Below are 24,918 nucleotides of genomic sequence, written 5' to 3'. Positions count from 1 at the left end.
CTCCACAAGCACCCACACGAATTGCTTGATTCAGTTGTTAAAGAGCGGTTGGTTAAGATCTTTCGTCTCAACCGAGGCGCGCATTCTACAGCAGCCTCATTTGCTGTCAAGTGATTATTTTCAGAAGTTTTTGAAGATTTCTTCAACAACTTCAACCACTTGCGCTTCCGATCTCTCGTTAGCGGGAGGCGAATTCTACAGCGTTACACGCTGCTGTCAACACCTCTTTTTCTCCGCTTTCGATCGAGAAGATCGAAACGTTAATAGAGCCAAACAACACTACCCTACCAACTCCTTCTGGGCTTCGATGAACTGAAGCGATCCGCTGTCGAATCTTGCGTAACTCTTTGTTTACCAAGGAGTTTTCCGTTTCGACTGCGCCGGAAGTGGGGCGAATTATAGACTTCTGGAATCTGCCGTCAAGCGTTAATTTGCGTTCTCTATCAATTAGTTAAAGCTGGCTAAAAACCAACCAGCAGTATCGCTACAGCTATCTATATAGAAGGAAAGATTCAGATAACACCTGCCTCCTTTAAAGCAGCCACATGATCCGGCCCAATACCTAATACGCTCTGCAGCACCTGAACGGTATGCTCTCCTAATAAGGGAGGCGCACTACGGTACTCCACGGGTGTCTTGGATAAACGTATGGGACTGGCAACCTGAGGCACCTCCCCCGCCAGCGGATGGGGCAGTTGAATGGCCAATCCACGCGCCTTGACCTGCGGATCAGTAAACACCTGCGCCAAATCGTTGATCGGCCCGCACGGAACTCCGACACTCTCCAACTGCGCCACCCACTCCGCCGTCGTTTTAAAGACAGTGGCCTGGCGAATCAACGGAATCAACTCGGCGCGATTGGCCACCCGCATCCCATTGGTAGAAAACCGCGGGTCATCCGCCCATTGCGGCTGCCCAGCCACTTGCGCAAATTTCCGGAACTGCCCGTCATTACCTACCGTCAGGATGAAGTCACCGTCGGCAGTAGGAAAGTCCTGGTAAGGCACAATATTCGGATGAGCATTACCCAGGCGCTTTGGCGCGATCCCAGTTGTCAGATAATTCATCGCCTGGTTAGCCAGGCAGGCGACCTGCACATCGAGCAACGCCATATCAATGTGCTGACCGCCACCATCATGATCACGATGGGCCAGGGCAGCCAGTATCGCGACAGTCGAGTAGAGCCCGGTGAGGATATCGGTTAACGCTACCCCCACCTTCACAGGCCCGGCTCCCTCGTCGCCTTCAGGCCGTCCGGTCAGACTCATGAGCCCACCCAGCCCCTGAATCATGAAATCGTAGCCCGCTCGCGCCGCATAGGGTCCTGTCTGGCCAAACCCTGTGATTGAGCAATAGATCAGTTCAGGATTGATCTCCTTGAGCGACTCATAATCCAGCCCATAAGCCGCCAGACCACCGACCTTGAAATTTTCGATCAGGATGTCGGACTTGGCCGCTAGGTCCCGTATGAGCTTTTGCCCCTCCGGCCGAGTGAAATCGATCGTAACCGACTCTTTATTACGATTGGCCGCCAGGTAGTACGCCGCCTCGCCGGTGCTCTCACCAAAAGCGTCCTTCAGAAAGGGGGGACCCCAGGCCCGCGTATCGTCACCACTTACCGGTCGCTCGACCTTGATCACCTCAGCCCCCAGGTCTGCAAGGATCTGTCCCGACCAAGGGCCGGCCAATACCCGCGAAAGATCCAGTACCCGCAAATGGGAAAGCGCGCCCATGCCCATACTCCTATTAATAGAAGGCCTGAAGCCCGGTTTGCGCGCGCCCTAATATCAAGGCATGCACGTCGTGAGTACCTTCGTAGGTGTTAACCACCTCAAGGTTCACCAAGTGACGCGCCACTCCGAATTCATCGGAAATGCCGTTGCCGCCCAACATGTCACGCGCCATCCGCGCAATATCCAACGACTTTCCGCATGAGTTGCGCTTCATGATCGACGTGATCTCAACTGCGGCCGTACCTTCGTCTTTCATACGCCCCAGACGCAGGCACCCCTGCAGTGCCAAGGTGATCTCAGTCTGCATATCAGCCAGCTTCTTCTGAATCAGCTGGGTGGCCGCCAGCGGTCGTCCAAACTGCTGACGATCCAATGTGTACTGGCGGGCGGTGTGCCAGCAGAACTCGGCAGCACCCAAAGCCCCCCAGGAGATGCCATAGCGCGCAGAGTTCAGGCAGGTGAAGGGCCCTTTCAAGCCGCGCACATCCGGGAAGATGTTTTCTTCCGGCACAAATACGTTATCCATAACGATCTCGCCGGTGATTGAGGCCCGCAGGCCAACCTTTCCGTGAATCGCCGGAGCACTCAGCCCCTTCCAGCCTTTTTCCAGCACGAAGCCGCGGATATCACCGGCATCATCCTTGCCCCAGACGACAAATACATCCGCGATCGGGCTGTTGGTGATCCACATTTTGGCGCCCGTCAGGCTGTAGCCGCCTTCTACTTTGCGTGCACGTGTAATCATCGCGCCAGGGTCAGACCCGTGATTAGGCTCGGTCAGACCAAAGCAACCGATCCATTCGCCTGAGGCGAGTTTTGGTAGGTACTTCTGCTTCTGCGCCTCGGTACCGAACTCATTGATCGGTACCATCACAAGCGACGACTGCACACTCATCATCGAACGATAGCCGGAATCGACACGCTCCACTTCGCGCGCGATCAAGCCGTAACTCACGTAGTTCAAGCCACTGCCACCGTACTGCTCGGGAATCATTGCGCCCAGCAGGCCGGTCTCACCCATCTCACGGAAAATTGCAGGATCAGTCTTCTCATGACGGAAGGCTTCAAGCACACGCGGCGCCAGTTTGTCCTGAGCGAACTGCTCAGCACTGTCGCGCACCATGCGCTCTTCTTCGGTGAGCTGTTGATCCAGAAGAAGCGGATCGATCCAGTTGAAGCTTGCCTTGCCAGCCATGAGTTAAGTCCTCGCAAAGAACAGTGGAAGTCGTGGAGCAAGCCTAGGCTGGGTAATCGTTCTGGGCAAACGAGGTTTAAGCATAAGGTTGTGCTAATTTCTCACTTCGAAACAGTTTTATGCCGTGAAATTTCGCTTTATGAGTGAGGACAAGGTACATGCGCAGAAAAATCCCCAGCACCACCGCCCTTGTCAGCTTCGAAGCGGCGGCCCGCCACGAGAGCTTCACCAAGGCCGCTCAGGAACTTTCCCTGACCCAAGGCGCCATCTGCCGACAGATTGCCAGCCTTGAAGAGTTCTTGAGCGTGGAACTGTTTCGCCGTTCGCGGCGCGGCGTGAAGCTAACAGAAGCGGGACTGTCATATAGCCGTCGGGTCGCTACGCAACTGGATGCGGTGGAACGCGACACCCTGTCCGTCATGGGCCAACAAGGCGCCAATGTGATTGAGCTGGCGGTGGTCCCGACATTCGGCACGCAGTGGCTGATTCCACGGCTCAAGGATTTCCAGCGCCAACACCCGGAAGTCACGGTGAACCTCACCAACCGTACGCGGCCGTTTCTATTTGCAGATACTGACTTTGACGCTGCGATCTATTTCGGAGATGCCGATTGGTCCGGCACCGAATCCCACCGCTTGATGGGAGAGAATCCGGTGCCAATCTGCAGCCCGCGCTTGCTGGGCAATCGCACTCACTTCAGCGCCCAGGAAATCGCAGAACTGCCGCTGCTGCAGCAAACCACTCGGCCCTATGCGTGGCGCCAGTGGTTCAACGCCAGGCAACTGAACGTTCCCCGCGACATGACAGGACCTCGTTACGAGCTATTCTCGATGCTGTCTCAGGCAGCCATGCACGATATGGGCATCGCGTTGATCCCACCGTTTTTGATCCAGCGAGAGTTGGATGAGCATCAATTGGTGATTGCGAGCCCAGAGCCGCTGACCAGCGCCAAGGCGTATTACCTGATGATTCCTGACAGAAAGGTCGAATCAGCGTCGCTGCACGCCTTCAGGGACTGGCTCATCGAGCAATCACAACGCTACAGCCCCAGTATTTAAAGGGTCGCTCAAATTACTGACTCTGTAGTCAGCTATTTATAAATCCTACAGATATACGTATATGTCGCATTTATGCAGACTGTATCTATCGACCGAGAATGCGCGCCAAAGCCATGATTATCATGGCTTACAGCGACCACGACGAGCCAATGCACGACTATTCACAACAACGATGACAAAAACCGCTAAAAATGCCTGAAACCCTTTAATCACTTGTATTTAAAGAGGTTATTTTAGTGAGTTGCGACAATCAGTCACAGGGTGACTTGTAGTTAATTTTTCGTCACCCGTCATAATCCCTTGAAGGCCGTAAAGTTCGCCTGCAAAATGCCGCGCCCCGCTGTCATTTCAGCGGGATCGTGCTGATCGGCCGCCCCAGTTGCGCCTCTCGCGGTGCACTGGCCTTTTTACAAAAAGATCAAAAGCAAAAAGATCATGCAGGAGATTTGACGTGCACATTGGTGTTCCTCTCGAAACCCAGACCGGTGAAACGCGGGTGGCTGCCACCCCGGAAACCATCAAGAAGCTGATCGGCCAGGGCCATAAGGTCACTGTACAAAGCGGAGCGGGCCTCAAGGCCAGCGTTGTCGACAGTGCTTATGAAGCGGCAGGTGCCACCCTTGGCAGCGCCAACGACGCATTTGGCGCCGAGCTGATCCTGAAGGTGGTCGCTCCCAGCGATAACGAGATGGCGCTGATTAAAAGCGGCACCGTATTGGTGGGCATGCTCAATCCGTTCAGCAATGAAACTATCGCCAAATTGGCCGAACGTGGCATCACCGCCTTCGCCCTGGAAGCGGCACCGCGCACTTCTCGGGCCCAAAGCCTGGACGTGCTGTCGTCCCAGGCCAACATTGCTGGCTATAAAGCCGTGCTGCTCGCCGCCCATCACTACCCACGCTTCATGCCCATGCTGATGACCGCCGCCGGCACCGTTAAAGCCGCGCGCGTATTGATCCTTGGCGCTGGCGTTGCAGGGCTGCAGGCGATCGCTACGGCGAAACGCCTGGGAGCTGTGATCGAAGCGTCTGACGTACGCCCGGCCGTGAAGGAACAGATCGAATCCCTCGGTGCCAAGTTTGTCGACGTGCCCTACGAAACCGATGAAGAGCGCGAATGCGCCATCGGTGTCGGCGGTTACGCCCGCCCGATGCCCACCAGCTGGATGCAGCGTCAGGCGCAGGCCGTGCACGAGCGCGCCAAACAAGCCGATATTGTTATCACCACTGCGTTGATACCCGGCCGCAAGGCACCGACGCTGCTAAGCGCCGACACTGTCGCGCAGATGAAGCCCGGCTCGGTGGTCATTGACCTCGCCGCCGCCCAAGGCGGTAACTGCCCGCTGACTGTGGCCGACCAGGTGGTGGTGGAAAACGGCGTGATCATCTGCGGCCCGACCAACCTCGCGGGCGCAGTTGCCGCCGACGCGTCGGCGCTGTATGCGCGCAACCTGCTGGACTTCCTGAAGCTGGTCTTCAACAAGGAAGGCCAATTTGAAATCAACCTCGAAGACGACATCGTCGCCGCGTGCCTGATGTGCCGCGACGGCCAAGTCATCCGCAAAAACGCCTAAGCAGGGATTCAGACGATGGAAGAGCTTATCTCCCCCGGTATCTACAACCTGATCATCTTTGTGCTGGCGATTTATGTCGGTTACCACGTGGTCTGGAACGTCACGCCCGCCCTGCACACGCCTTTGATGGCGGTGACCAACGCGATTTCCGCCATCGTGATCGTCGGCGCCATGCTCGCCGCCGCCCTCACCGTGACGCCGCTGGGCAAAACCATGGGCACCCTGGCCGTGGCCCTGGCTGCGGTCAACGTGTTCGGCGGCTTCCTGGTTACCCGCAGGATGCTGGAGATGTTCAAGAAGAAAGCCGCGAAAGTAAAAGAAGAGGCGCCGAAGTAATGAGCATGAATCTCGTCACGACGCTTTACCTGATCGCGTCGATCTGCTTCATCCAGGCACTCAAGGGCCTGTCGCACCCCACCACGTCGCGTCGCGGCAACCTGTTCGGCATGCTGGGCATGGCCCTGGCCGTGCTCACCACCGTGGGGCTCATCTATAAGCTCGGCGCTGAGCTGGCCACTGCCGGCATCGGCTATGTGATCGTCGGTCTGCTGATCGGCGGCACCGCCGGTTCGATCATGGCCAAGCGTGTAGAAATGACCAAGATGCCGGAGCTGGTGGCGTTCATGCACAGCATGATTGGCCTGGCCGCCGTGTTTATCGCCATCGCGGCGGTGGTCGAGCCGCAATCCCTGGGTATCGTCAAACACCTGGGCGATGCGATTCCTGCCGGTAACCGCCTGGAACTGTTCCTCGGCGCGGCCATCGGTGCCATCACGTTCTCCGGCTCGGTGATCGCGTTCGGCAAGCTGTCTGGCAAGTACAAATTCCGCCTGTTTCAGGGCGCACCGGTACAGTTCGGCGGCCAGCACAAACTGAACCTGGTACTGGGCCTGACAACCCTGGGTCTGGGGCTGGCATTCATGTTCACCGGCAACCTCACCGCTTTCGCGCTGATGCTGGCTCTGGCGTTCGTATTGGGCGTGTTGATCATCATCCCGATCGGCGGTGCGGATATGCCGGTGGTGGTCTCGATGCTCAACAGCTATTCAGGCTGGGCGGCGGCCGGTATCGGTTTCTCGCTGAACAACTCGATGCTGATCATTGCCGGTTCGCTGGTGGGCTCCAGCGGCGCGATCCTGTCGTACATCATGTGCAAGGCGATGAACCGCTCCTTCTTTAATGTACTGCTCGGCGGCTTCGGTAACGCACCGGACGCCGGGGCGGCCGCTGGCTCAAAAGAAGCGCGCCCGGTGAAATCCGGTTCGGCCGACGATGCGACCTTCCTGCTGACCAACGCCGACACCGTGATCATCGTCCCAGGCTACGGCCTGGCAGTGGCGCGGGCGCAGCATGCGCTTAAAGAGTTGACCGAGAAGCTCACTCACCACGGCGTCACAGTGAAATACGCGATCCACCCGGTGGCCGGCCGTATGCCTGGACACATGAACGTGTTGCTCGCCGAGGCGGAGGTGCCTTACGACCAGGTGTTCGAGATGGAGGACATCAACTCCGAGTTCGGCCAGGCCGACGTGGTGCTGGTATTGGGCGCCAACGACGTGGTCAACCCGGCCGCCAAGAACGACCCGAACTCGCCAATCGCCGGTATGCCGATCCTGGAAGCCTTCAAGGCCAAGACCATCATCGTCAACAAGCGCTCAATGGCCAGCGGTTATGCCGGCCTGGATAACGAGCTGTTCTACCTGGACAAAACCATGATGGTCTTCGGCGACGCCAAGAAGGTCATCGAGGACATGGTCAAGGCCGTCGAATAACACTGCGCCAGCGCAATACCCTAAACCCCGGCCTGCAGTAGGCTGGGGTTTTTTATTGCGGGATGAATCCCGACCAAAGGCTCTAAATCGCTAGCTCGCATTCGACCATGGTAGCGGGCCGAATTTTTTTGAAATCACTACACTGCCCACCTTGCTTCCGTAGCCTGAGATAACAATTCATGTACCGTGATCGTATCCGCTTGCCTTCGCTGTTGAACAAGGTCATGAGCGCGGCTGACGCCGCCGCACTGATCGAAGACGGCATGACCGTCGGCATGAGTGGCTTCACCCGTGCCGGTGAAGCCAAGGCCGTCCCCCATGCCCTGGCCGAGCGCGCCAAGACTTCCCCGCTGAAAATCACGCTGATGACCGGCGCCAGCCTGGGCAATGACTTGGACAAGCAGCTGACCGAGGCCGGCGTATTGTCTCGACGCATGCCGTTCCAGGTCGACAGCACCTTGCGCAAGGCCATCAACGCAGGCGAGGTGATGTTCATCGATCAACACTTGTCGGAAACCGTCGAGCAACTGCGCAACAACCAGCTCAAGCTCCCGGACATTGCAGTGATCGAAGCGGTTGCTATCACCGAGCAGGGTCACATCGTGCCCACCACCTCCGTGGGCAACTCGGCCAGTTTCGCGATTTTCGCCAAGCAGGTGATCGTCGAGATCAACCTGGCGCACAACCCGAACCTGGAAGGGCTGCACGACATCTATATACCGACCTACCGGCCGACCCGCACACCGATTCCACTGGTAAAAGTAGATGACCGCATCGGCAGCACCGCAATCCCGATTCCGCCGGAGAAGATCGTCGCGATCGTCATCACCAACCAGGCCGACTCTGCGTCTACCGTAACCCCGCCTGACAATGACACCCAGAGCATCGCCAACCACTTGATCAATTTCCTCAGGCAAGAAGTGGACGCCGGGCGCATGACCAACAAACTCGGCCCGCTGCAGGCCGGGATCGGCAACATTGCCAACGCGGTAATGTGCGGTTTGATCGACTCGCCATTCGAAGACCTGACCATGTACTCGGAAGTACTGCAGGACTCGACATTTGACCTGATCGACGCCGGCAAGCTGAGCTTTGCCTCGGGCAGTTCGATCACCTTGTCGGAACGGCGCAACGCCGACGTGTTCGGCAACCTGGAACGCTACAAAGAGAAATTGGTGCTGCGCCCTCAGGAAATCTCCAACCACCCTGAAGTGGTGCGGCGCCTGGGCATTATCGGTATCAATACCGCTCTGGAGTTCGACATATACGGCAACGTCAACTCCACCCATGTGTGCGGCACGCGGATGATGAACGGCATCGGCGGTTCAGGCGACTTCGCGCGCAACGCGCATCTGGCGATCTTCGTGACCAAGTCGATCGCAAAAGGTGGCGCGATTTCCAGCGTGGTGCCGATGGTGAGCCATGTGGATCACACCGAACATGACGTGGACATCCTGGTGACCGAAGTCGGCCTGGCCGACCTGCGTGGCCTGGCGCCACGGGAAAGGGCGAGGGTGATCATCGATAACTGTGTACATCCCGCTTACCGCGATGCACTGAACACCTACTTCGAGACCGCCCGCGCTTTAGGCGGCCACACCCCGCACATCCTTCGCGAGGCACTGAGCTGGCACATCAACCTGGAAGAAACCGGGCATATGCTGAAGGCTTGATTCATACACCTCGGGGCTGAGGCAAGTACAGTTGCCTCAGCTCCTTAAGCAACCCGCCAAAATTTAAAAAACTGTACTGCTGTACCGGTCATTTCCTACCTCCTTTTCCTACTCAACCTCTGAAAAATGCCAATTTCGCACCCTTTAGGTGCAGACAGGTACAGTTGCCCCATTTCCGTACCGTACAGCCTCATTAAACAGTTAACTGGCCCCTCACAATACAGGTGAACTGTATCTAGAGAGTCTTGCCCTGGAAGAGGATCATTGGCATCAGTTAAACCACTACCTAATCCCGCCACAAGCGGAAGGATGTCATCATGGAACGTACACTCAGTTCCGAACTGTTCTCCGAAAAAGCCGTCAACCACCAAGCCGCTCTGCCTCTGCGCGTTCTGGCCAACCTGATGCTGTGGCAGCGCCGCATCTCCAGCCGTCACCAACTGGCTCGTCTGGATTCGCGTCTGCTGGCTGATGCTGGTATCAGCGAAGCTCAACGCTACGAAGAGCTGAGCAAGCCGTTCTGGCGCTAATGAGCGCTCGCTGGCCCTGACCTGCTTAGGTCCACTGCCAGCAACCAGATTGAACAAAACAAAGCCCGCCCCGGGAAACCGGAGGCGGGCTTTGTCGTTTGGGGGATTCGATTTTTGGCGCTGAACAGAAGCGCTATATCTAGACCAGTACAGTTATAATTACAGAACACTTTAGCGGTACAATTTACCCGCAGTGTATCTGTATCGCTCGATATAGCGCGATCACTATGGTGCTTCAGACCTAATCGAAGGCACCTTCCATGAATAATCGAGACGCTCTGTATAAGCGGCTGACACGGCGTATCGTCGACGGCCTTGGCCGTTGGGCGCAGCGTGCTCACGGTAGGCGCCAGTTGGCTCAGCTTGATCCGCGAGACTTGGCCGATGCAGGCATCACGCAGGGTGATCGTATTGCCGAGCTGTCCAAGCCCTTCTGGCGTGACTAAGCAGTCAAGAAGCTATCCGAAGGCAGAAGTGGCGACTAATATCCAGCAACCGAGTGGCGAAGCACGGGGAGCAGGCGTCTGATCCCCAACGACTGTTCTGCACCACTTATCGTTCATTTAAAGGAGTCACACCATGTCCCGTCTTCGCCTGCTGAGTGCCGCTGCGCTATTGACCCTGGCTACCACTGCCAACGCGAGCAGCTTTATCGTGACCACCGACTCCATCGTTGGCGCCCTGAAAGCCACTTCCGACGCTACCTCCGATGCCACTTCGTCCCTACGTGACAACAAGGTCGTACGCGCCGCCCGTGACGACGCCGCCAGCTTTGTCGCCAGCGAAGGTGCAATTCGTGGTGTGAAGCTGGAAAGCGCCCTGGCTCAGATCCGCCAACAAGCTCCGCAATTGAACACCGCGACGGACGCACAATTGGCCCAAGCCATCCTGGCGATCTGAAACACCATGCAACGGGAGCCTATGCCGCTCCCGGATGCCTTCGCACTGGCCCTTGCCGGGGCTTTGCGCTAGCCTTGCCGCTCGTTTTCAGTTGTCGAGTCCTATGGCTTTTTCATACCGTTTGCTCATCGTCCCTATGTTGTTTTCTGCCAGTTGGTCGCCCATTGCCTCTGCTTTTGACGTGACCATTCAGGGCACCGTCGCGAGCGCGTACGCGACCAGCAAAGTGACCTCCGCACCTTTCGACAGAAAAGTCGTCATGGCGGCCCAGGATGATGCCGCCGCTTTCATTGCCACTGACGGCCAGTGGCGGGGAGCACGGCTGGAATCGGCGCTGGATTACCTGCGCCACAGCCAGCCAAAACTTAACGCCAGCGACCTTGAACTGGCGAAAGCAATTCTCGTCCAATAATCACCTTTGTATTTCGGAGTCATTCCATGCGTAGCCCGCTGATCGTCGCCACCCTTGGCCTGCTGTTGTTGGCCGATGTTGCCCAGGCGCATACCCTGGTGGCCACCAGTAACATCATTGTGCGCGCCTCCGGTCGCACCATTGATTTCACCTCGGACACCACCACCTCCATCCGCGACTCCAAGGTCGTACGCGAAGCCCACGACGACGCCGCCAGTTTTGTCGCCACCAACGGCGAAATCCGTGGCGCGCAACTGGAGGCCGCCTTCGATACTCTTCGAACCCGCCTGCCTGAAGCACGCGATGCCAGCGATCAGACTCTCGCCGAAGCCATCCTCGCACTGTGAGGCGCCTCGCGGCCTGGCTCCTGGCCGGGACTGTGCTGCTATGCGCCAGCGCTGCCCAGGCCAGCCTGCAACTGCGGCTCAAGACCGAGGGCTTGAGCCCGGCTGAACAGCAGGCCAGCCAGGCATTGCTCGATGACGCGATGCGCTCATTGCCGCCGCGCTTTATCGAGCAACTGGACCGACGCATCGATGTCGGCTGGACCGACCAGATGCCTGCAAACGCTTACGGCCAAGCCTCCCTAGTGTCTGAGCTGGACCTCAACCGCAACCTGTTGGCCAGCCTGACCGACGGCAGCGCCGCCACGCATAAAACCAATCGCCCCCACGGCACCGTGCGCCGGGAAATGCTGGCCACGGTCCTGCATGAACTGACTCACATCTATGATCGCGCGCGCCTGTGGCCCGAAGACGAACGCAGGCTGATCCAGCGCTGCAGTCGCCAGAACAGCATCACCGGCGTGATCGGCCTGCCGGATCAGTGCCGTGGCCAGAACGACCGGCGCTTCACCCTCAGCGATGACCCGCGATTGCTCGACCTCGCCGGCTGGCCACAATACGTCGGCAGGCGCGGCGAACGCGAACAACATAACCGCCAGGTGGTGCGCAGCCCTGACCTGTACGAAACCACCAGCCCGCTGGAATTCGTCGCGGTCAATATGGAGTACTTCCTCCTCGACCCGAGCTACGCTTGCCGGCGCCCGGCACTGTTCCGTTACTACCGCGATCACTTCGGCTGGGCCCCGCCCGAACAGGATGCCTGCGCCAAGACTTACGCGTTTCTCAATGCCGGCAACGATTTCGCCAAAACGCCGCTGGGCCATATCGATCCCGAGCGGGTGTACCAGATTGATTACTTGCTGGCCGAAGCCAACCAGAACCTAGTGAGCCGTTGGGGCCACAGCATGTTGCGTCTGGTGATCTGCGCCCCGGGCCGCCCGCGTGGGCCGGACTGTCGGCTGGATCTGGACCAGCACCTGGTGCTGTCCTACCGCGCTTTCGTCGGTGACGTGCAACTGTCGAGCTGGGACGGTCTGGTGGGCAAATACCCGTCACGGCTGTTCGTATTGCCGCTGGCGCAGGTGATCGATGAATACACCAAGACCGAACTGCGCGGCCTGGCCTCCGTCCCGCTGAAACTCACGCGCCGGGAGATCAACGAAACCGTCGAGCACGCTGCTGAAATGCACTGGAGCTACGACGGCAACTATTTCTTCCTGTCCAATAACTGTGCCGTGGAAAGCCTGAAACTGTTGCGCAGCGGCAGCGCCAATCCGCAGCTGACCGGCCTGGACAACATCACCCCCAATGGTTTGCTGGAAGTACTGCAGGCTCGCGGTCTGGCCGATACCAGCGTGCTGGACAACAAACGTGAAGCGCTGCGCCTGGGGTATCACTTCGACTCCTTCCGCGAACGCTATCAGGCCATGTTCGACGTGCTGCGCAAACATCTGCCGATCAAACAGACTCAGGTTGAAGACTGGCTCTCCCTCAGCGCCGAGCAACGTCGCGTGTGGTTCAACCAGGCCGATCTGCGCACCAGTGCGGCGTTGCTGCTGTTGGAACAGGCGAGCTTCCGTAAACAGCTGATGCTGGCCCAGGATGAGGTCAAGCAGCGTTACCTCGGCGCCCGCGAGTTGAAAAACGGCGGCATGGAGAAAGCCAACGCTACGTTGCAGCAGATCCTTGCCAACAGCGGCTTTCTCAGTCGCCCGGCTGAACTGCTGGGCAGTGGCGGCTACGGTCTGCCGCAGCCGTCGGAAGCCACGCGCCTGGAGTCGGAAAGTGCCGAGCGCCAGAAGCAGTTGCAGTCGCTGACCGGCGAGTTGGACAAAGAGGTGAGGGCGCTGCTGGATCCGTCCCGTGCCGCCGAGATTGCAGCCTGTGAAGCCAACCTCAAGCAAGTCGGAGAACATCTGCGCAGTCTGCACAAGGCAGCGGGCGGCCTCGAACTGCCCTGAAGCCCCCGCGATTGTTGACATGCGTTCCCCTGAATACCGCGCGTCTTCCCACCGACAACTGTTTTGCCAGCGAAAGCTGGCTGAAAGCTTACGCGTCTAGGATCGCCCCCAACTGCCGGCAACAGACCGGCTGTACACAACAACAATGGTGATCCCCGATGTTCGTCCGTACCCGCCTGTTCACTCCCACTCCGCCCGTAAGCCTCGTGACTGCCGTTCTGCGCTGAACCGTTCCGGTTCGCCATTCCCTAGCCGCGCTACGCCTGGAGTATTCCTATGCTGACTTTCCTTGGCTTTGCCATGGTCATCACGTTCATGTTCCTGATCATGACCAAGCGCTTGTCCGCGCTGATCGCCTTGATCATTGTGCCGATCCTGTTCGCGCTGTTCGGTGGCTTCGCGCCGAAGATCGGCCCGATGATGCTCGAAGGCATCACCAAGCTCGCGCCGACCGGCGTGATGCTGATGTTCGCCATCCTCTACTTTGCCTTGATGATCGACTCCGGCCTGTTCGACCCGGCCGTGCGCAAGATCCTCAAAATGGTCAAGGGCGACCCGCTGAAAGTCTCGGTCGGCACCGCGGTGCTGGCCCTGGTGGTGTCCCTCGACGGTGACGGCGCCACCACGTACATGATCTGCGTAGCCGCCATGCTGCCGCTGTACCAGCGCATCGGCATGAGCCCGCGGATCATGGCCGGCCTGATCATCCTCGCCGGTGGCGTGATGAACATGACCCCCTGGGGCGGCCCCACCGCCCGCGCCGCCAGTGCGCTGCATGTGGACCCGTCGGATATTTTCGTACCCATGATCCCCGCCATGGCCGCCGGCGTGGTGGCGATCCTGGTGATCGCTTACATGTACGGCAAGCGCGAACGTGCGCGCTTGGGTGAACTGCACCTGCAAGGCGACGAAATCGACCACAGCGAGATCAGTGTGTCGCAGTACCCGGACGCTCGCCGTCCGAAGCTGATCTGGTTCAACGGCGCCCTGACCCTGGCGCTGATGTGCACTCTGATTGCAGGTCTGTTGCCGCTGCCGGTGCTGTTCATGGTGGCGTTCAGCATCGCGATGATCGTCAACTATCCGTGCCTGCAACAGCAGAAAGACCGCGTCGCCGCTCACGCCGGCAGCGTGCTGGCGGTGGTGGGGCTGATCTTCGCGGCGGGCATTTTCACCGGCATTCTGTCGGGTACCGGCATGGTCGATGCTATGTCCAAGAGCCTGCTGGCGGTCATCCCTGAAGCGTTGGGCCCGTACCTGGCGGTGATCACCGCGCTGGTGAGCATGCCGTTCACGTTCTTCATGTCCAACGATGCGTTCTACTACGGCGTACTGCCAGTACTCGCCGAAGCCGCCAGCCACTATGGCATCACCGCCGTGGAAATGGCCCGCGCTTCCATCGTTGGTCAACCCGTGCACTTGCTCAGCCCGTTGGTCCCCTCGACCTACCTGCTGGTGGCCCTGGCCGGTATCGAATTTGGCGATCACCAGCGCTTTACGTTGAAGTGGGCAGTGCTGGTGTGCCTGTGCATAATGTTCGCCGCCTTGCTGATGGGGATTTTTCCGCTGTTCAGCACTCTATAACCGTACAACCCACTGTGCCGGTTCCATACCGGCGCGGTTCAACACTTGCGCAAAGGAATACACATGGAATGGCTGACCAATCCGGAGATCTGGATTGCCTTCTTCACCCTGACGGCCCTTGAGATCGTCCTGGGCATCGATAACATCATCATGATTTCGATCCTGGTCAGCCGCATGCCCAAGCACATGCAAGCGCGCACCCGGATTTTCGGCCTGGCGCTGGCAATGGTCACGCGCATCATGCTGCTGCTGTCGATCACTTGGGTGATGCAATTGACCGCCGACCTTTTTGTGGTCCTCGGCCAGGGCATTTCCGGTCGCGACCTGATTCTGTTCTTCGGTGGCCTGTTCCTGCTGTGGAAAAGCTCCCAAGAGATGTACCACGCGCTGGAAGGCGAAGACGAAACCCACGAGGAGCCCAAGGGCGCCGGTGGCAAGTTCATCTACACCATCATCCAGATCGCGATCATCGACATCGTGTTCTCCCTGGACTCGGTGATCACTGCGGTCGGCATGGTGTCCCATGTGCCGGTCATGGTCGCCGCGATCGTCGTCGCCGTACTGGTGATGATGCTGGCGGCCGGCAAGATCAGCGAGTTCATCGATAAGCACCCGTCATTGAAAATGCTCGCGCTGTCGTTCCTGCTGGTGGTGGGTACCGTGCTGATCGCCGAATCCTTCGATGTGCATGTGCCGAAGGGTTACGTCTACTTCGCCATGGCGTTCTCGTTGGCGGTGGAAGCGGTAAACATCAAGATGCGCACCGCCATCGCGAAAAAGAAAAAGCAGCAGGATCCGGTGAAACTGCGCAAGGACATTCCGGGTCAGTAAACCCGAGCCTGAACAAAAACGGGGCCTTCGCGCCCCGTTTTTTTTACATCGCAAAAAGCTGATTTCATGACAGTTTTGTTTCAATCCCCACTTTAGCTATGCGATGCTGGCGCCGAGCCCATTCGCCAACTACAGCTTAAGTACAAGACGTAGAACGGCACGCGGCAATTCTCATTGGCTCCTTCTGGAGCCCACCCACACGGGGGGCCGAGCATGCTGACCTTGCTCAATCTGCTTTCCGCCGTGACCCTGCTGATCTGGGGCACGCACATCGTCCGAACCGGCATCCTGCGGGTCTACGGTTCCAACTTGCGCCACGTCATCGGTCAGAACATGGCCAAGCGCTGGCTGGCGTTTATCGCCGGCATTCTGGTGACCGCCATGGTGCAGAGCAGCAACGCCACGGCGATGCTGGTGACATCATTCGTCGGCCAGGGCCTGATGGGGCTGATGCCGGCCATGGCCACCATGCTCGGCGCCGACGTCGGCACAGCCTTGATGGCGCGGGTGCTCACCTTTGATCTTTCCTGGCTGTCGCCGCTGTTGATTTTTCTCGGGGTGATTTTCTTCCTGTCGCGCAAACAGACGCGGGCAGGGCAGTTGGGTCGGGTGGGCATCGGCCTGGGGCTGATCATCCTGGCGCTGCAATTGATCGTCGAAGCGGCGGGACCGATTACCCATGCCCAGGGGGTCAAAGTCGTGTTTGCGTCGCTGACCGGCGACATCCTGCTCGACGCCTTGGTCGGCGCCTTGTTCGCCATGATTTCCTACTCCAGTCTCGCCGCGGTGCTGCTGACCGCCACCCTGGCCGGCGCCGGCGTGATCGGCCTGCATGTGGCAATCGGCCTGGTGATCGGCGCCAATATCGGCAGCGGCATACTGGCATTTCTCAGTACCAGCATGCAGAACGCGGCCGGTCGCCAGGTCGCCCTAGGGAGCTTGCTGTACAAACTGATCGGCCTGCTGCTGATCATCCCGGTGCTCGACCCGCTCGTACGCTGGATGGATAACCTGGACTACAGCGCCCAGGGCATGGTCATCACCTTTCATTTGCTCTACAACGTCAGCCGCTGCCTGATCCTGCTGCCCACCATCGGCCCGATGGCACGCCTGTGCGCGTGGCTGCTGCCGGAGCGAGAAGAGGTAAATGGCAAAGCCAAACCACGGCATCTGGACCCTACCGCCCTCACCACTCCCAGCTTGGCGCTAGCCAACGCCGCGCGAGAAACCCTGCGCCTGGGTGACCTGATCGACAATATGCTCACCGCCATGCAGGAAGTACTGCGCGGCAAACAGACGGCCATCACCCAGGAAATGCGCAGCCTCAGCGATGACGTTGAAGCGCTCTACAGCGCCATCAAGCTCTACCTGGCGCAAATGCCCCGCGAAGACCTCAGCGAACAAGACAGCCGCCGCTGGGCCGAAATCATCGAGCTATCGATCAACCTCAAGCTGGCCGGCGACTTGATCGAACGCATGCTGCGCAAGGTCCAGCAGCAGAAGACCTCCCAGCGCCGGCAGTTCTCGGAGGTGGGCCTGGAAGAACTCACCGACCTGCACAGCCAGTTGATCGCCAATCTGCGCCTGGGGCTGTCGGTGTTTCTCAGCGCCGACCCCCACAGCGCGCGCCAGCTGCTGCGTGAGAAGCGCCGCTTCCGCGCCCAGGAGCGGCGCCTGGCCCATGCCCATGTCAGCCGTCTGCAGCGCAAGATCGTACAAAGCCTGGAGACCAGTTCCCTGCATCTGGAGCTGATTGCCGACATGAAGCGCCTGAACTCGTTGTTTTGCAGCAGTGCGTATGTGGTGTTGGAAACGTCCGACACCGGCGCACTCTCGGCCGAAGATATTGCCGACATCACGCATTCACCCTGAACGTACGATGGCCCGTGAAGTCAGTTACAACTGACCTCACTCGCCAGGAAGCCAGTTATGCGTCGCCTGTTATTCGCCTGCCTGCTGATGGGCGCCGCTCACGCCTTTGCCTTTGACCGCCTGCAAGTCGAGGGCTACACCTTGCCCAACGGCCTGCAACTGCTGCTCAAACCGGGTACCGAGCGCGGGCATGTGGCGATTCGCCTGGTGGTGGGTGTGGGCCTGGATGACTTCCGGTGCGAGGACAAAGAGCTGCCACATCTGTTTGAACACCTGCTGTTCAGCGGCATCGATGGCGGCGGCGAAGGCAATCTGGAAGAACGCATGCAAGCCCTGGGCGGCGAATGGAATGCCTACACCAGCAACGCCGATACCACCTTCGTGATCGAAGCGCCCGCCTATAACCAGCGCAAAGTGCTGGACCTGCTGCTGGCGATCCTCACCCGTACCGAGCTGACCGACGCCCATATCAATGCAGCCAAACAGGTGGTGGAACGTGAGGACGGCGGCCACTACTCACGCCTGCAACGCCTGCTTGACCGCCAGGACCTGGGCCACACCGCCAGCAATCAACTGGCCGTCGAGCTGGGACTTAAATGTGCCGAACGCGCCGAGGTCAATCACCTGACCCGTGATCAATTGCAAAAACTGCGCAAGGACTGGTACGCCCCCAACAACATGACGCTGATCGTCGTCGGCGATCTCGACAAACTGCTGCCGGCCTATCTGGAACGCACCTACGGCCAATTGACGCCGGTCGAGCCCAGCGACCATTTACCGCTGCCGCAGATCCAACAGGCCGCCGCCGCCCATCGCGAACTGATCCACGGATGGCTGGGCAACAGCGTCAAACTGCACTGGCTGCTGCCGGAACCGGTGCTGGACGACCAGCACGATGAAACCTACGACCTGCTCAAGGACTACTTGGACTGGGCGCTGTACCGCCAACTGCGCCTCAAACATGGTCTGTCCTACGGCCCCTGGGCCGAACGCGAAGTGCTCGGCGGCGTCGGTTTTCTGAGCCTGAACGCAGACCTGGAACGGGAAGACCTCAGCGAAGCCGAACAGGTACTGCAAGACCTCAAGACGCAATTGCTCAAAGACGGCCTGGCCCCGGCCACCTTTGCGCGCCTGCAACAAGCGGCCATTGCCCGACAAGCCTGGGCTGTGCAGGGCAACAGCGCGCTGGCCGACTATTATTGGAGCGCCACCAGCGACTATGACAACGGCCATTTCAGCGACCCTGCCAAACGCATCAAGGCCGTCAAACTGGACGAGGCCAACCAGACGCTGCGCGAGTTGCTCAAGCAACCCGGCTACTGGCGCATCGAAAAACCACTGTTGAGCTACGACAGCCTGAGTGGGCTCGGCGTCGGGCTGCTGGGGGTGATCGCGATCCTGTGGATAAGCGTGCGGCGTTATCGCAAACGGGTTGTGCAATGACGCACCGAACACCCGGCTAAGACGTTATTCTGTCTGGGATTTTTCCTACACACACTGCGAATCGCCGAATGCCAAACCTGACTCACTATATCCAGCGCATCCTTGAACTGATGAAGCGCTACCCAGGGGTGATCGCACTCGGTGGTTTTATCTCGGGGGTGTGCAGTTTCATCCTGGTGGACCGTCAGCAGGGCATGGCCAGTTGGATCGCGGTGATCATGCTGGTGAGCTGGCTATGGCTGATGCTCGAAAACAGCTTCACGCAGCTGTTCACCAAACTCTTCAAACGGGAAATTCCCGAACCTCTGCTGCGCTATGCGACCCAGATGATCCACCAGGAAAGTCTGTTCTTCGTGCTGCCGTTCTTTTTCATCACCACGGCCTGGAACAGCGGCCAATCGATATTTACAGGGCTGCTCGGCGCCGCGGCGCTGGTGTCGATCATCGACCCGCTGTACTACAAGTGGCTGGCGCCCAAGCGTTCGCTGTTCCTGGCCTTGCACACCCTGACCCTGTTCGCCGCGCTGCTCACTGCACTGCCGATCATCCTGCACCTGACCACCGCCGAGAGTTACAAACTCGCCCTCGGCGTGGCCATGGCCTTGTCGATTCCGAGCCTGGCCGTGAGCCTGCCGCTGCGCAGTCTCAAGGGCTGGGCGATGCTGCTTGGGGTCACGGCCGCCATCGGCGCGGCGGGTTGGCTGCTGCGCAGTTGGGTGCCGCCGGCCACGCTGTGGATGACCGAGGTGGCCATCAGCACGCAGTTGCAGGACCGCACCCCGGGCGACGACCTCAAACAAGTCAGCGCCGCGCAACTGCGCAACGGTGGGCTGTATGCCTACACCGCGATCAACGCGCCGCGGGGGCTGGACGAGCGTATCTACCATGTGTGGAAACTCAACGGCAAAGAAGTGGACCGTATCGCCCTGGATATTCACGGCGGACGCAAAGAGGGCTACCGCGCCTGGACCCACAAGCAGAACTTCCCGGCCGACTCCGTAGGGCGCTGGCAGGTGAGGGTGCTCACCGAAGACGGACAAGTGATCGGCGTGCTGCGCTTTAAAGTCACCGACGCAGCACAAACGGACAACCCACAGTAGGCTGCTTCGTGCTATTACGTAGGACTTGTGGATAGCAAACAAGCTCGGAGCTTATGACCACCCACACCACGGCCGGCGCCGCCCATCTCGATACGTCCACCGCCCCTCCGTTACTCAGGATTACGGGGGACTGGACGCTTGCCCACTACGCCAGCCTGAAAAAGCTGTCGGACAAGCTCGACGGCCAATACGACGCCGGCGCGCGCATCGACCTCAATGGCCTCGGCGCCCTGGACACTGCTGGCGCGTCACTGCTGGTGGAACTGCTCGGGCCGACCCGCATCGAGCAATCCGCCGAGCAGACCGATTGCAGCCTGTCCACCGCCGACCGCGCACTGCTTAAAACCGTGTATCGCTCCCTCAACGACTTCTGCGTGCCGGACAAGGCCCCCGAAGAAGCTACCGGTATTCAGGTGCTGGCGCGTATCGGTGCAGCGGTGGACAAGGTGTGGCAGGACAGCAAGAAACTGCTGGGCTTTATCGGCCTGATCCTCGAAACCTTCGCCCGCAGCCTGTTCCGGCCCAAGCGCTGGCGCATTACGCCCATGGTTGCCCACCTCGAACAGGTCGGCCTGGATGCCGCCCCCATCGTGGCCTTGTTGACCTTCCTGGTCGGCGCCGTAGTGGCCTTTCTCGGTGCCACCGTGCTCAAAAGCTTTGGCGCGACGATTTTTACCGTGGACCTGGTGGCGTTCTCTTTCCTACGGGAATTCGGCGTGCTGCTGACGGCGATCCTGATCGCCGGCCGCACGGCCAGTGCGTTTACCGCACAAATCGGCTCGATGAAGGCCAACGAAGAAATCGACGCTATCCGCACCCTGGGGCTAGACCCGATGGAGCTGCTGGTGCTGCCCCGCGTGCTGGCGCTGCTGGTGGCGCTGCCGATGCTGACGTTTCTGGCGATGCTCTCGGGGATTGTCGGCGGTGGCGTGGTATGCGCCGTGGCCTTGGATATTTCACCGGCGATGTTCCTTTCGCTGTTGCAATCGGACATTGGGGTTCAACATTTCCTGGTGGGCATGGTGAAAGCCCCGATATTCGCTTTCCTGATCGCGGCGATTGGCTGCCTGGAGGGCTTCAAGGTCAGCGGCAGTGCTGAGTCGGTCGGTGCCCACACCACCTCCAGCGTGGTGCAATCGATTTTCGTGGTGATCTTGCTGGATGCGGTCGCGGCTCTGTTCTTCATGGAGATGAGCTGGTGAGCCGTCTACACCGGGCACCCGCCGAGGCGGTGATTGAGGTGCGCGGCCTGTGCAATCGCTTTGGCAGTCAGCGCGTGCACGAGAACCTCGATCTGGACTTGTATAAAGGTGAAATCCTCGCGGTGGTGGGCGGTTCCGGCAGCGGTAAGTCGGTGCTGCTGCGCAGTATCGTCGGCCTGCGCCGGCCAAACGAGGGTGAAGTGCGGGTGTTCGGCAAGAACCTGCCGAGCCTGCCGGAACAGGAGCGTTCCCTGGTGGAACGGCGCTTCGGCGTGCTGTTCCAAAAGGGCGCGCTGTTTTCCTCGCTGACGGTGACCGAGAACGTCGCCCTGCCACTGATCGAACATGCGGGCCTGAGCCGCGCCGATGCCGAGCATTTGGCTGCGGTGAAACTGGCGCTGGCCGGGCTGCCGCTGTCGGCGGCCGACAAGTACCCGGCCTCGTTGTCCGGCGGCATGATCAAACGCGCCGCTCTGGCCCGGGCCTTGGCGCTGGACCCAGACATCCTGTTCCTTGATGAACCCACCGCGGGCCTCGACCCGATCGGCGCGGCGCAATTCGATCAACTGATCCTGACCCTGCGCGACGCGCTGGGCTTGAGCGTGTTCCTGGTGACCCACGACCTGGACACGCTGTACACCATCACCGACCGCGTGGCGGTACTGGCGCAGAAAAAAGTGCTGGTGGCCGATGCTATCGATGTCGTCTCGGAAACGGACGACGCGTGGATTCACGAATATTTCCACGGCCCCCGTGGCCGCGCGGCATTGGATGCCGCTCAATCGCTCAACGAGGTATGACATGGAAACCCGAGCCCATCATGTGATGATCGGACTGTTCAGCGTGATCGTGGTGGTCGGCGCCATGCTGTTTGGCTTGTGGCTGGCCAAGTCCAGCGTCGACAGCGCGTTCCAGGATTACGAAGTGGTCTTCAATGAAGCGGTCAGCGGTCTGTCCCAAGGCAGTGCGGTGCAATACAGCGGGATCAAGGTGGGCGATGTGATCAGCCTGCGCCTGGACCCAAAAGACCCGCGTCGCGTCCTCGCCCGTATTCGCCTGGCCGGGCAGACGCCGATCAAGGAAGACACCCAGGCCAAACTCGCGCTGACCGGCATCACCGGTACCTCGATCATCCAGCTCAGTGGCGGCACGCCGCAAAGCCCCGAACTCAAAGGCAAAAATGGCAACCTGCCGGAAATCATCGCCTCACCTTCGCCCATCGCGCGCTTGCTTAACAACAGCAATGATCTGATGACCAGCATCAACGTGCTGCTGCACAACGCCAACAGCATGTTCTCCGCGGAAAACGTCGAGCACTTGAGCAATACCCTTGCACATCTGGAACAAACGACCGGCGCCATCGCTGACCAGCGTGGCGATATCAAGGTTGTGATGCAGCAGCTGATGCAAGTGAGCAAACAGGCAAACGCCGCGCTGGAGCAGACCACCGTGCTGATGCGCAATGCCAATGGCCTGTTGAACGAGCAGGGCAAGCAAGCCTTCGGCAGCGCCGAACAGGCCATGAAGTCCCTTGAGCAAAGCACCGCCACCATTAATACCTTGCTGACCAACAACAAGGATTCGGTCAACAGCGGCATGCAAGGGCTCAACGAACTGGCGCCGGCCGTGCGCGAACTGCGCGAAACCCTCGGCTCGCTGCGTGCCATCTCCCGCCGCCTGGAGGCCAACCCCAGCGGCTACCTGCTGGGCAGCGACAAGAACAAGGAGTTCACGCCATGAAGCGTGCATATCAACTGATCGTCCCTGTGGCCTTGGCGCTGATCAGCGCGTGCTCGATCCTGCCCAAAGCCGACCCGTCCGACGTGTACCGCCTGGCTTCGGCCCAAGCCACCAGCCAAGGCACTCCGGTGAGTTGGTCGCTACGCGTGACCAAGCCGCAAACCAGCGAATTTCTCGACAGCCCGCGCATTGCCGTGGTGCCCAATGGCGACTTGATCAGCAGCTACGCGAACTCGCGCTGGAGCGATCCGGCGCCAGTGCTGTTGCGTAATCGCCTGCTCGACGGCTTCCAGCGCGATGGCCGGGTCACGCTGCTCAGCACCGATGACACCAACCTGCAGGCCGACTATGAGCTGGGCGGGCAGTTGCAGGCGTTTCAGAGCCAATACCGAGGCAGTGCAGTGGAGGTGGTGATTCGCCTGGACGCACGCCTGGTACGTGGGAGCGATCAACGGATTCTGGCCAGTCGGCGCTTTGAAGTGCGCCAGCCGGTGAGCGATACCCAGGTGCCAGGGGTGGTGGCTGCGTTTGGCCAGGCAGGGGATCAGTTGAACAAGCAGGTGGTGGATTGGGTGGTGGCTCAGGGCAACCGGGGCGTGAAGCGCTGAGGGCGTCATCGGGGGCAAGCCCCCTCCCACATTTGAATGTATTCACAGGTCAATGGGTGGGAGGGGCTTGCCCCCGATAGCTATCTAAGTCTCAGCCAAAGAACCAGTAGCACACCGAGATAGCCGCCACGACGCCGGCAAACTCCGCCAGCAACGCACAACCCACCGCATGCCGCGCGCGCTGGATACCGACCGAACCAAAGTACACCGCCAACACATAGAAGGTGGTTTCGGTACTGCCCTGAATCGTCGCGGCCACCAGCGCCGGGAAGCTGTCCACGCCTTGGGTCTGCATGGTCTCGATCAGCATTGCCCGCGCGGCACTGCCGGAGAACGGCTTGACCATTGCAGTCGGCAAGGCATCGACAAAGCGCGTGTCCATGCCCGTCCACGCCACCACATGGCGAATCCCTTCCAGGCCGAAATCCAGCGCGCCGGAGGCACGTAATACGCCCACCGCACACAGCATCGCCACCAGGTACGGCAGCAGGTTCTTGGCGACATCGAAGCCTTCTTTGGCACCTTCGACAAATGCTTCGTACACCTTCACCTTGCGCAACGCGCCGATCAGCAGGAACAGCATGATCAGGCCGAACAGGGTCAGGTTGCCGAGAATCGATGACAACCCGGCCAGTGCCGTGGCGGACAGGGTCGCCAGCAATGCCATGAAGCCGCCCAACATCAGCGCGCCTGGAATCAAATAAGCCAACACCACCGGGTCCCACAGCCGCAGGCGCTGCATGGCGGCAACCGAGAGCAGGCCCACCAGGGTCGACGCACTGGTCGCCAGCAGAATCGGCAGGAACACCAGCGTCGGGTCGGCGGCGCCTTGTTGGGCGCGGTACATGAAGATGGTCACTGGCAACAGCGTCAGCGACGAGGCATTGAGCACCAGGAACAGAATCTGCGCATTGCTCGCGGTGGTCGGCAGCGGGTTGAGTTCTTGTAACGCCTTCATGGCTTTGAGGCCGATGGGGGTCGCGGCGTTGTCCAGTCCCAGGCCGTTGGCGGCGAAGTTAAGGGTGATCAGACCGATAGCGGGGTGACCCGCCGGCACTTCCGGCATCAGGCGACGAAACAGCGGGCCGAGGGCCTTGGCCAGCCAATCGACGATGCCGGCCTTTTCGGCGATGCGCAGAAAGCCCAGCCATAACGTCAGGGTGCCGAACAGCAACACCATCACTTCAACCGACAGTTTGGCCATGGCGAAAATGCTTTCCACCATCGCCGCGAAGATCCCAGCGTTACCGCCGACCAGCCATTGCGCCAGTGCTGACACCATTGCCACGACAAAGAAGCCAAGCCACAGGCCATTGAGCATCAGTTGAATCCCCTCGAATGATGGGGCGAATGATAGCGGGGCCGGCAGAAACGACAAACCCCGGAT

General features: G+C 59.6%; 23 protein-coding genes. 20 read left to right on the top strand and 3 right to left on the bottom strand.

Features of this window, described 5'->3' with window-relative positions; all coding sequences use genetic code 11:
* Positions 1–512: 512 nt before the first annotated feature.
* Positions 513–1,733 carry a CaiB/BaiF CoA-transferase family protein gene (locus tag ABX75_RS17390; protein ID WP_034101757.1) on the bottom strand — a complete coding sequence of 407 codons (1,221 nt, stop codon included), beginning with the start codon at positions 1,731–1,733 and terminating at the stop codon, positions 513–515.
* 13 nt (positions 1,734–1,746) lie between these two features.
* Positions 1,747–2,928: an acyl-CoA dehydrogenase gene (locus ABX75_RS17385; RefSeq protein WP_010207882.1), complete on the bottom strand. Its 1,182-nt coding sequence runs from the start codon at positions 2,926–2,928 to the stop codon at positions 1,747–1,749.
* Between the two features lie 158 nt (positions 2,929–3,086).
* Between ABX75_RS17385 and ABX75_RS17380 the strand changes: the two genes are divergently transcribed.
* The 20 genes from ABX75_RS17380 (at position 3,087) to lptE (ending at position 23,531) form a co-directional block, all read left to right on the top strand.
* Complete coding sequence (locus ABX75_RS17380; RefSeq protein ID WP_034101755.1) at positions 3,087–3,986, top strand: LysR family transcriptional regulator; 900 nt, start codon at positions 3,087–3,089, stop codon at positions 3,984–3,986.
* Positions 3,987–4,437: 451 nt separating this feature from the next.
* A complete protein-coding gene (locus ABX75_RS17375; protein WP_047882327.1) occupies positions 4,438–5,559 on the top strand; it encodes a Re/Si-specific NAD(P)(+) transhydrogenase subunit alpha in 1,122 nt (373 codons plus the stop codon).
* Between the two features lie 15 nt (positions 5,560–5,574).
* Positions 5,575–5,895 carry an NAD(P) transhydrogenase subunit alpha gene (locus tag ABX75_RS17370; RefSeq protein WP_034101753.1) on the top strand — a complete coding sequence of 107 codons (321 nt, stop codon included), beginning with the start codon at positions 5,575–5,577 and terminating at the stop codon, positions 5,893–5,895.
* Positions 5,895–7,331, top strand: a complete 1,437-nt coding sequence (locus tag ABX75_RS17365; RefSeq protein WP_034101752.1) for an NAD(P)(+) transhydrogenase (Re/Si-specific) subunit beta — start codon at positions 5,895–5,897, stop codon at positions 7,329–7,331. Before ABX75_RS17370 ends, ABX75_RS17365 begins: the two co-directional genes overlap by 1 nt.
* Before the next feature lie 179 nt (positions 7,332–7,510).
* Positions 7,511–9,004: an acetyl-CoA hydrolase/transferase family protein gene (locus ABX75_RS17360; protein ID WP_047882326.1), complete on the top strand. Its 1,494-nt coding sequence runs from the start codon at positions 7,511–7,513 to the stop codon at positions 9,002–9,004.
* A gap of 317 nt (positions 9,005–9,321) precedes the next feature.
* Positions 9,322–9,534: a DUF1127 domain-containing protein gene (locus ABX75_RS17355; RefSeq protein ID WP_034101749.1), complete on the top strand. Its 213-nt coding sequence runs from the start codon at positions 9,322–9,324 to the stop codon at positions 9,532–9,534.
* Positions 9,535–9,794: 260 nt separating this feature from the next.
* Complete coding sequence (locus tag ABX75_RS17350; protein WP_034101748.1) at positions 9,795–9,980, top strand: DUF1127 domain-containing protein; 186 nt, start codon at positions 9,795–9,797, stop codon at positions 9,978–9,980.
* A 133-nt stretch (positions 9,981–10,113) separates the two neighbouring features.
* Positions 10,114–10,434, top strand: a complete 321-nt coding sequence (locus ABX75_RS17345) for a DUF2388 domain-containing protein (RefSeq protein ID WP_034101747.1) — start codon at positions 10,114–10,116, stop codon at positions 10,432–10,434.
* 103 nt (positions 10,435–10,537) lie between these two features.
* The gene (locus ABX75_RS17340; protein WP_034101746.1) at positions 10,538–10,846 is read left to right on the top strand and encodes a DUF2388 domain-containing protein; all 309 of its coding nucleotides are present in this window, start codon (positions 10,538–10,540) and stop codon (positions 10,844–10,846) included.
* A 26-nt stretch (positions 10,847–10,872) separates the two neighbouring features.
* Positions 10,873–11,193, top strand: a complete 321-nt coding sequence (locus ABX75_RS17335; RefSeq protein WP_034101745.1) for a DUF2388 domain-containing protein — start codon at positions 10,873–10,875, stop codon at positions 11,191–11,193.
* On the top strand, positions 11,190–13,151 hold the full coding sequence (locus tag ABX75_RS17330) for a DUF4105 domain-containing protein (RefSeq protein WP_047882325.1): 1,962 nt from the start codon (positions 11,190–11,192) through the stop codon (positions 13,149–13,151). Before ABX75_RS17335 ends, ABX75_RS17330 begins: the two co-directional genes overlap by 4 nt.
* A 276-nt stretch (positions 13,152–13,427) precedes the next feature.
* Positions 13,428–14,735: a CitMHS family transporter gene (locus ABX75_RS17325; protein ID WP_034101743.1), complete on the top strand. Its 1,308-nt coding sequence runs from the start codon at positions 13,428–13,430 to the stop codon at positions 14,733–14,735.
* A gap of 63 nt (positions 14,736–14,798) precedes the next feature.
* The gene (locus ABX75_RS17320; RefSeq protein ID WP_034101741.1) at positions 14,799–15,566 is read left to right on the top strand and encodes a TerC family protein; all 768 of its coding nucleotides are present in this window, start codon (positions 14,799–14,801) and stop codon (positions 15,564–15,566) included.
* Positions 15,567–15,779: 213 nt separating this feature from the next.
* Positions 15,780–17,438 carry a Na/Pi cotransporter family protein gene (locus ABX75_RS17315; protein ID WP_040266485.1) on the top strand — a complete coding sequence of 553 codons (1,659 nt, stop codon included), beginning with the start codon at positions 15,780–15,782 and terminating at the stop codon, positions 17,436–17,438.
* A gap of 57 nt (positions 17,439–17,495) precedes the next feature.
* Positions 17,496–18,881 (top strand): pitrilysin family protein, encoded by a 1,386-nt coding sequence (locus tag ABX75_RS17310; RefSeq protein ID WP_047882324.1) that lies wholly within the window; start codon positions 17,496–17,498, stop codon positions 18,879–18,881.
* Positions 18,882–18,949: 68 nt separating this feature from the next.
* Entirely contained in the window at positions 18,950–19,981 is a 1,032-nt protein-coding gene (locus ABX75_RS17305) for a DUF5924 family protein (protein WP_034101737.1), read from the top strand.
* Positions 19,982–20,034: 53 nt separating this feature from the next.
* Positions 20,035–21,183, top strand: coding sequence for an ABC transporter permease (locus ABX75_RS17300; protein WP_034101735.1), 1,149 nt, complete (start codon positions 20,035–20,037; stop codon positions 21,181–21,183).
* Complete coding sequence (locus ABX75_RS17295) at positions 21,180–21,983, top strand: ABC transporter ATP-binding protein (protein WP_034101733.1); 804 nt, start codon at positions 21,180–21,182, stop codon at positions 21,981–21,983. The genes ABX75_RS17300 and ABX75_RS17295 overlap by 4 nt, the downstream gene beginning before the upstream one ends.
* 1 nt (position 21,984) lies before the next feature.
* Positions 21,985–22,923 (top strand): MlaD family protein, encoded by a 939-nt coding sequence (locus ABX75_RS17290; protein ID WP_047882323.1) that lies wholly within the window; start codon positions 21,985–21,987, stop codon positions 22,921–22,923.
* Positions 22,920–23,531, top strand: coding sequence for an LPS assembly lipoprotein LptE (lptE, locus tag ABX75_RS17285; protein WP_034101731.1), 612 nt, complete (start codon positions 22,920–22,922; stop codon positions 23,529–23,531). Before ABX75_RS17290 ends, lptE begins: the two co-directional genes overlap by 4 nt.
* Before the next feature lie 91 nt (positions 23,532–23,622).
* Here lptE and ABX75_RS17280 read toward each other — a convergent pair whose 3' ends face one another.
* Positions 23,623–24,852 carry a nucleoside recognition domain-containing protein gene (locus ABX75_RS17280; protein WP_047882322.1) on the bottom strand — a complete coding sequence of 410 codons (1,230 nt, stop codon included), beginning with the start codon at positions 24,850–24,852 and terminating at the stop codon, positions 23,623–23,625.
* Between the last annotated feature and the right edge of the window lie 66 nt (positions 24,853–24,918).

Source organism: Pseudomonas sp. ARP3, assembly GCF_001029595.1.
In the GTDB taxonomy this organism is placed as follows: Bacteria; Pseudomonadota; Gammaproteobacteria; order Pseudomonadales; family Pseudomonadaceae; genus Aquipseudomonas; species Aquipseudomonas rhodesiae.
The sequence above is the reverse complement of the archived record's forward strand: the minus strand, read 5'-3'. Positions and strand labels throughout refer to the sequence as shown.

Coding starts and splice junctions, on each gene's coding strand:
- ABX75_RS17390 (WP_034101757.1), bottom strand. CDS start 1,733: ATGGGCGCGCTTTCCCATTTGCGGGTACTGGATCTTTCGCGGGTATTG.
- ABX75_RS17385 (WP_010207882.1), bottom strand. CDS start 2,928: ATGGCTGGCAAGGCAAGCTTCAACTGGATCGATCCGCTTCTTCTGGAT.
- ABX75_RS17380 (WP_034101755.1), top strand. CDS start 3,087: ATGCGCAGAAAAATCCCCAGCACCACCGCCCTTGTCAGCTTCGAAGCG.
- ABX75_RS17370 (WP_034101753.1), top strand. CDS start 5,575: ATGGAAGAGCTTATCTCCCCCGGTATCTACAACCTGATCATCTTTGTG.
- ABX75_RS17365 (WP_034101752.1), top strand. CDS start 5,895: ATGAGCATGAATCTCGTCACGACGCTTTACCTGATCGCGTCGATCTGC.
- ABX75_RS17360 (WP_047882326.1), top strand. CDS start 7,511: ATGTACCGTGATCGTATCCGCTTGCCTTCGCTGTTGAACAAGGTCATG.
- ABX75_RS17355 (WP_034101749.1), top strand. CDS start 9,322: ATGGAACGTACACTCAGTTCCGAACTGTTCTCCGAAAAAGCCGTCAAC.
- ABX75_RS17350 (WP_034101748.1), top strand. CDS start 9,795: ATGAATAATCGAGACGCTCTGTATAAGCGGCTGACACGGCGTATCGTC.
- ABX75_RS17345 (WP_034101747.1), top strand. CDS start 10,114: ATGTCCCGTCTTCGCCTGCTGAGTGCCGCTGCGCTATTGACCCTGGCT.
- ABX75_RS17340 (WP_034101746.1), top strand. CDS start 10,538: ATGGCTTTTTCATACCGTTTGCTCATCGTCCCTATGTTGTTTTCTGCC.
- ABX75_RS17335 (WP_034101745.1), top strand. CDS start 10,873: ATGCGTAGCCCGCTGATCGTCGCCACCCTTGGCCTGCTGTTGTTGGCC.
- ABX75_RS17325 (WP_034101743.1), top strand. CDS start 13,428: ATGCTGACTTTCCTTGGCTTTGCCATGGTCATCACGTTCATGTTCCTG.
- ABX75_RS17320 (WP_034101741.1), top strand. CDS start 14,799: ATGGAATGGCTGACCAATCCGGAGATCTGGATTGCCTTCTTCACCCTG.
- ABX75_RS17315 (WP_040266485.1), top strand. CDS start 15,780: ATGCTGACCTTGCTCAATCTGCTTTCCGCCGTGACCCTGCTGATCTGG.
- ABX75_RS17310 (WP_047882324.1), top strand. CDS start 17,496: ATGCGTCGCCTGTTATTCGCCTGCCTGCTGATGGGCGCCGCTCACGCC.
- ABX75_RS17305 (WP_034101737.1), top strand. CDS start 18,950: ATGCCAAACCTGACTCACTATATCCAGCGCATCCTTGAACTGATGAAG.
- ABX75_RS17300 (WP_034101735.1), top strand. CDS start 20,035: ATGACCACCCACACCACGGCCGGCGCCGCCCATCTCGATACGTCCACC.
- ABX75_RS17290 (WP_047882323.1), top strand. CDS start 21,985: ATGGAAACCCGAGCCCATCATGTGATGATCGGACTGTTCAGCGTGATC.
- lptE (WP_034101731.1), top strand. CDS start 22,920: ATGAAGCGTGCATATCAACTGATCGTCCCTGTGGCCTTGGCGCTGATC.
- ABX75_RS17280 (WP_047882322.1), bottom strand. CDS start 24,852: ATGCTCAATGGCCTGTGGCTTGGCTTCTTTGTCGTGGCAATGGTGTCA.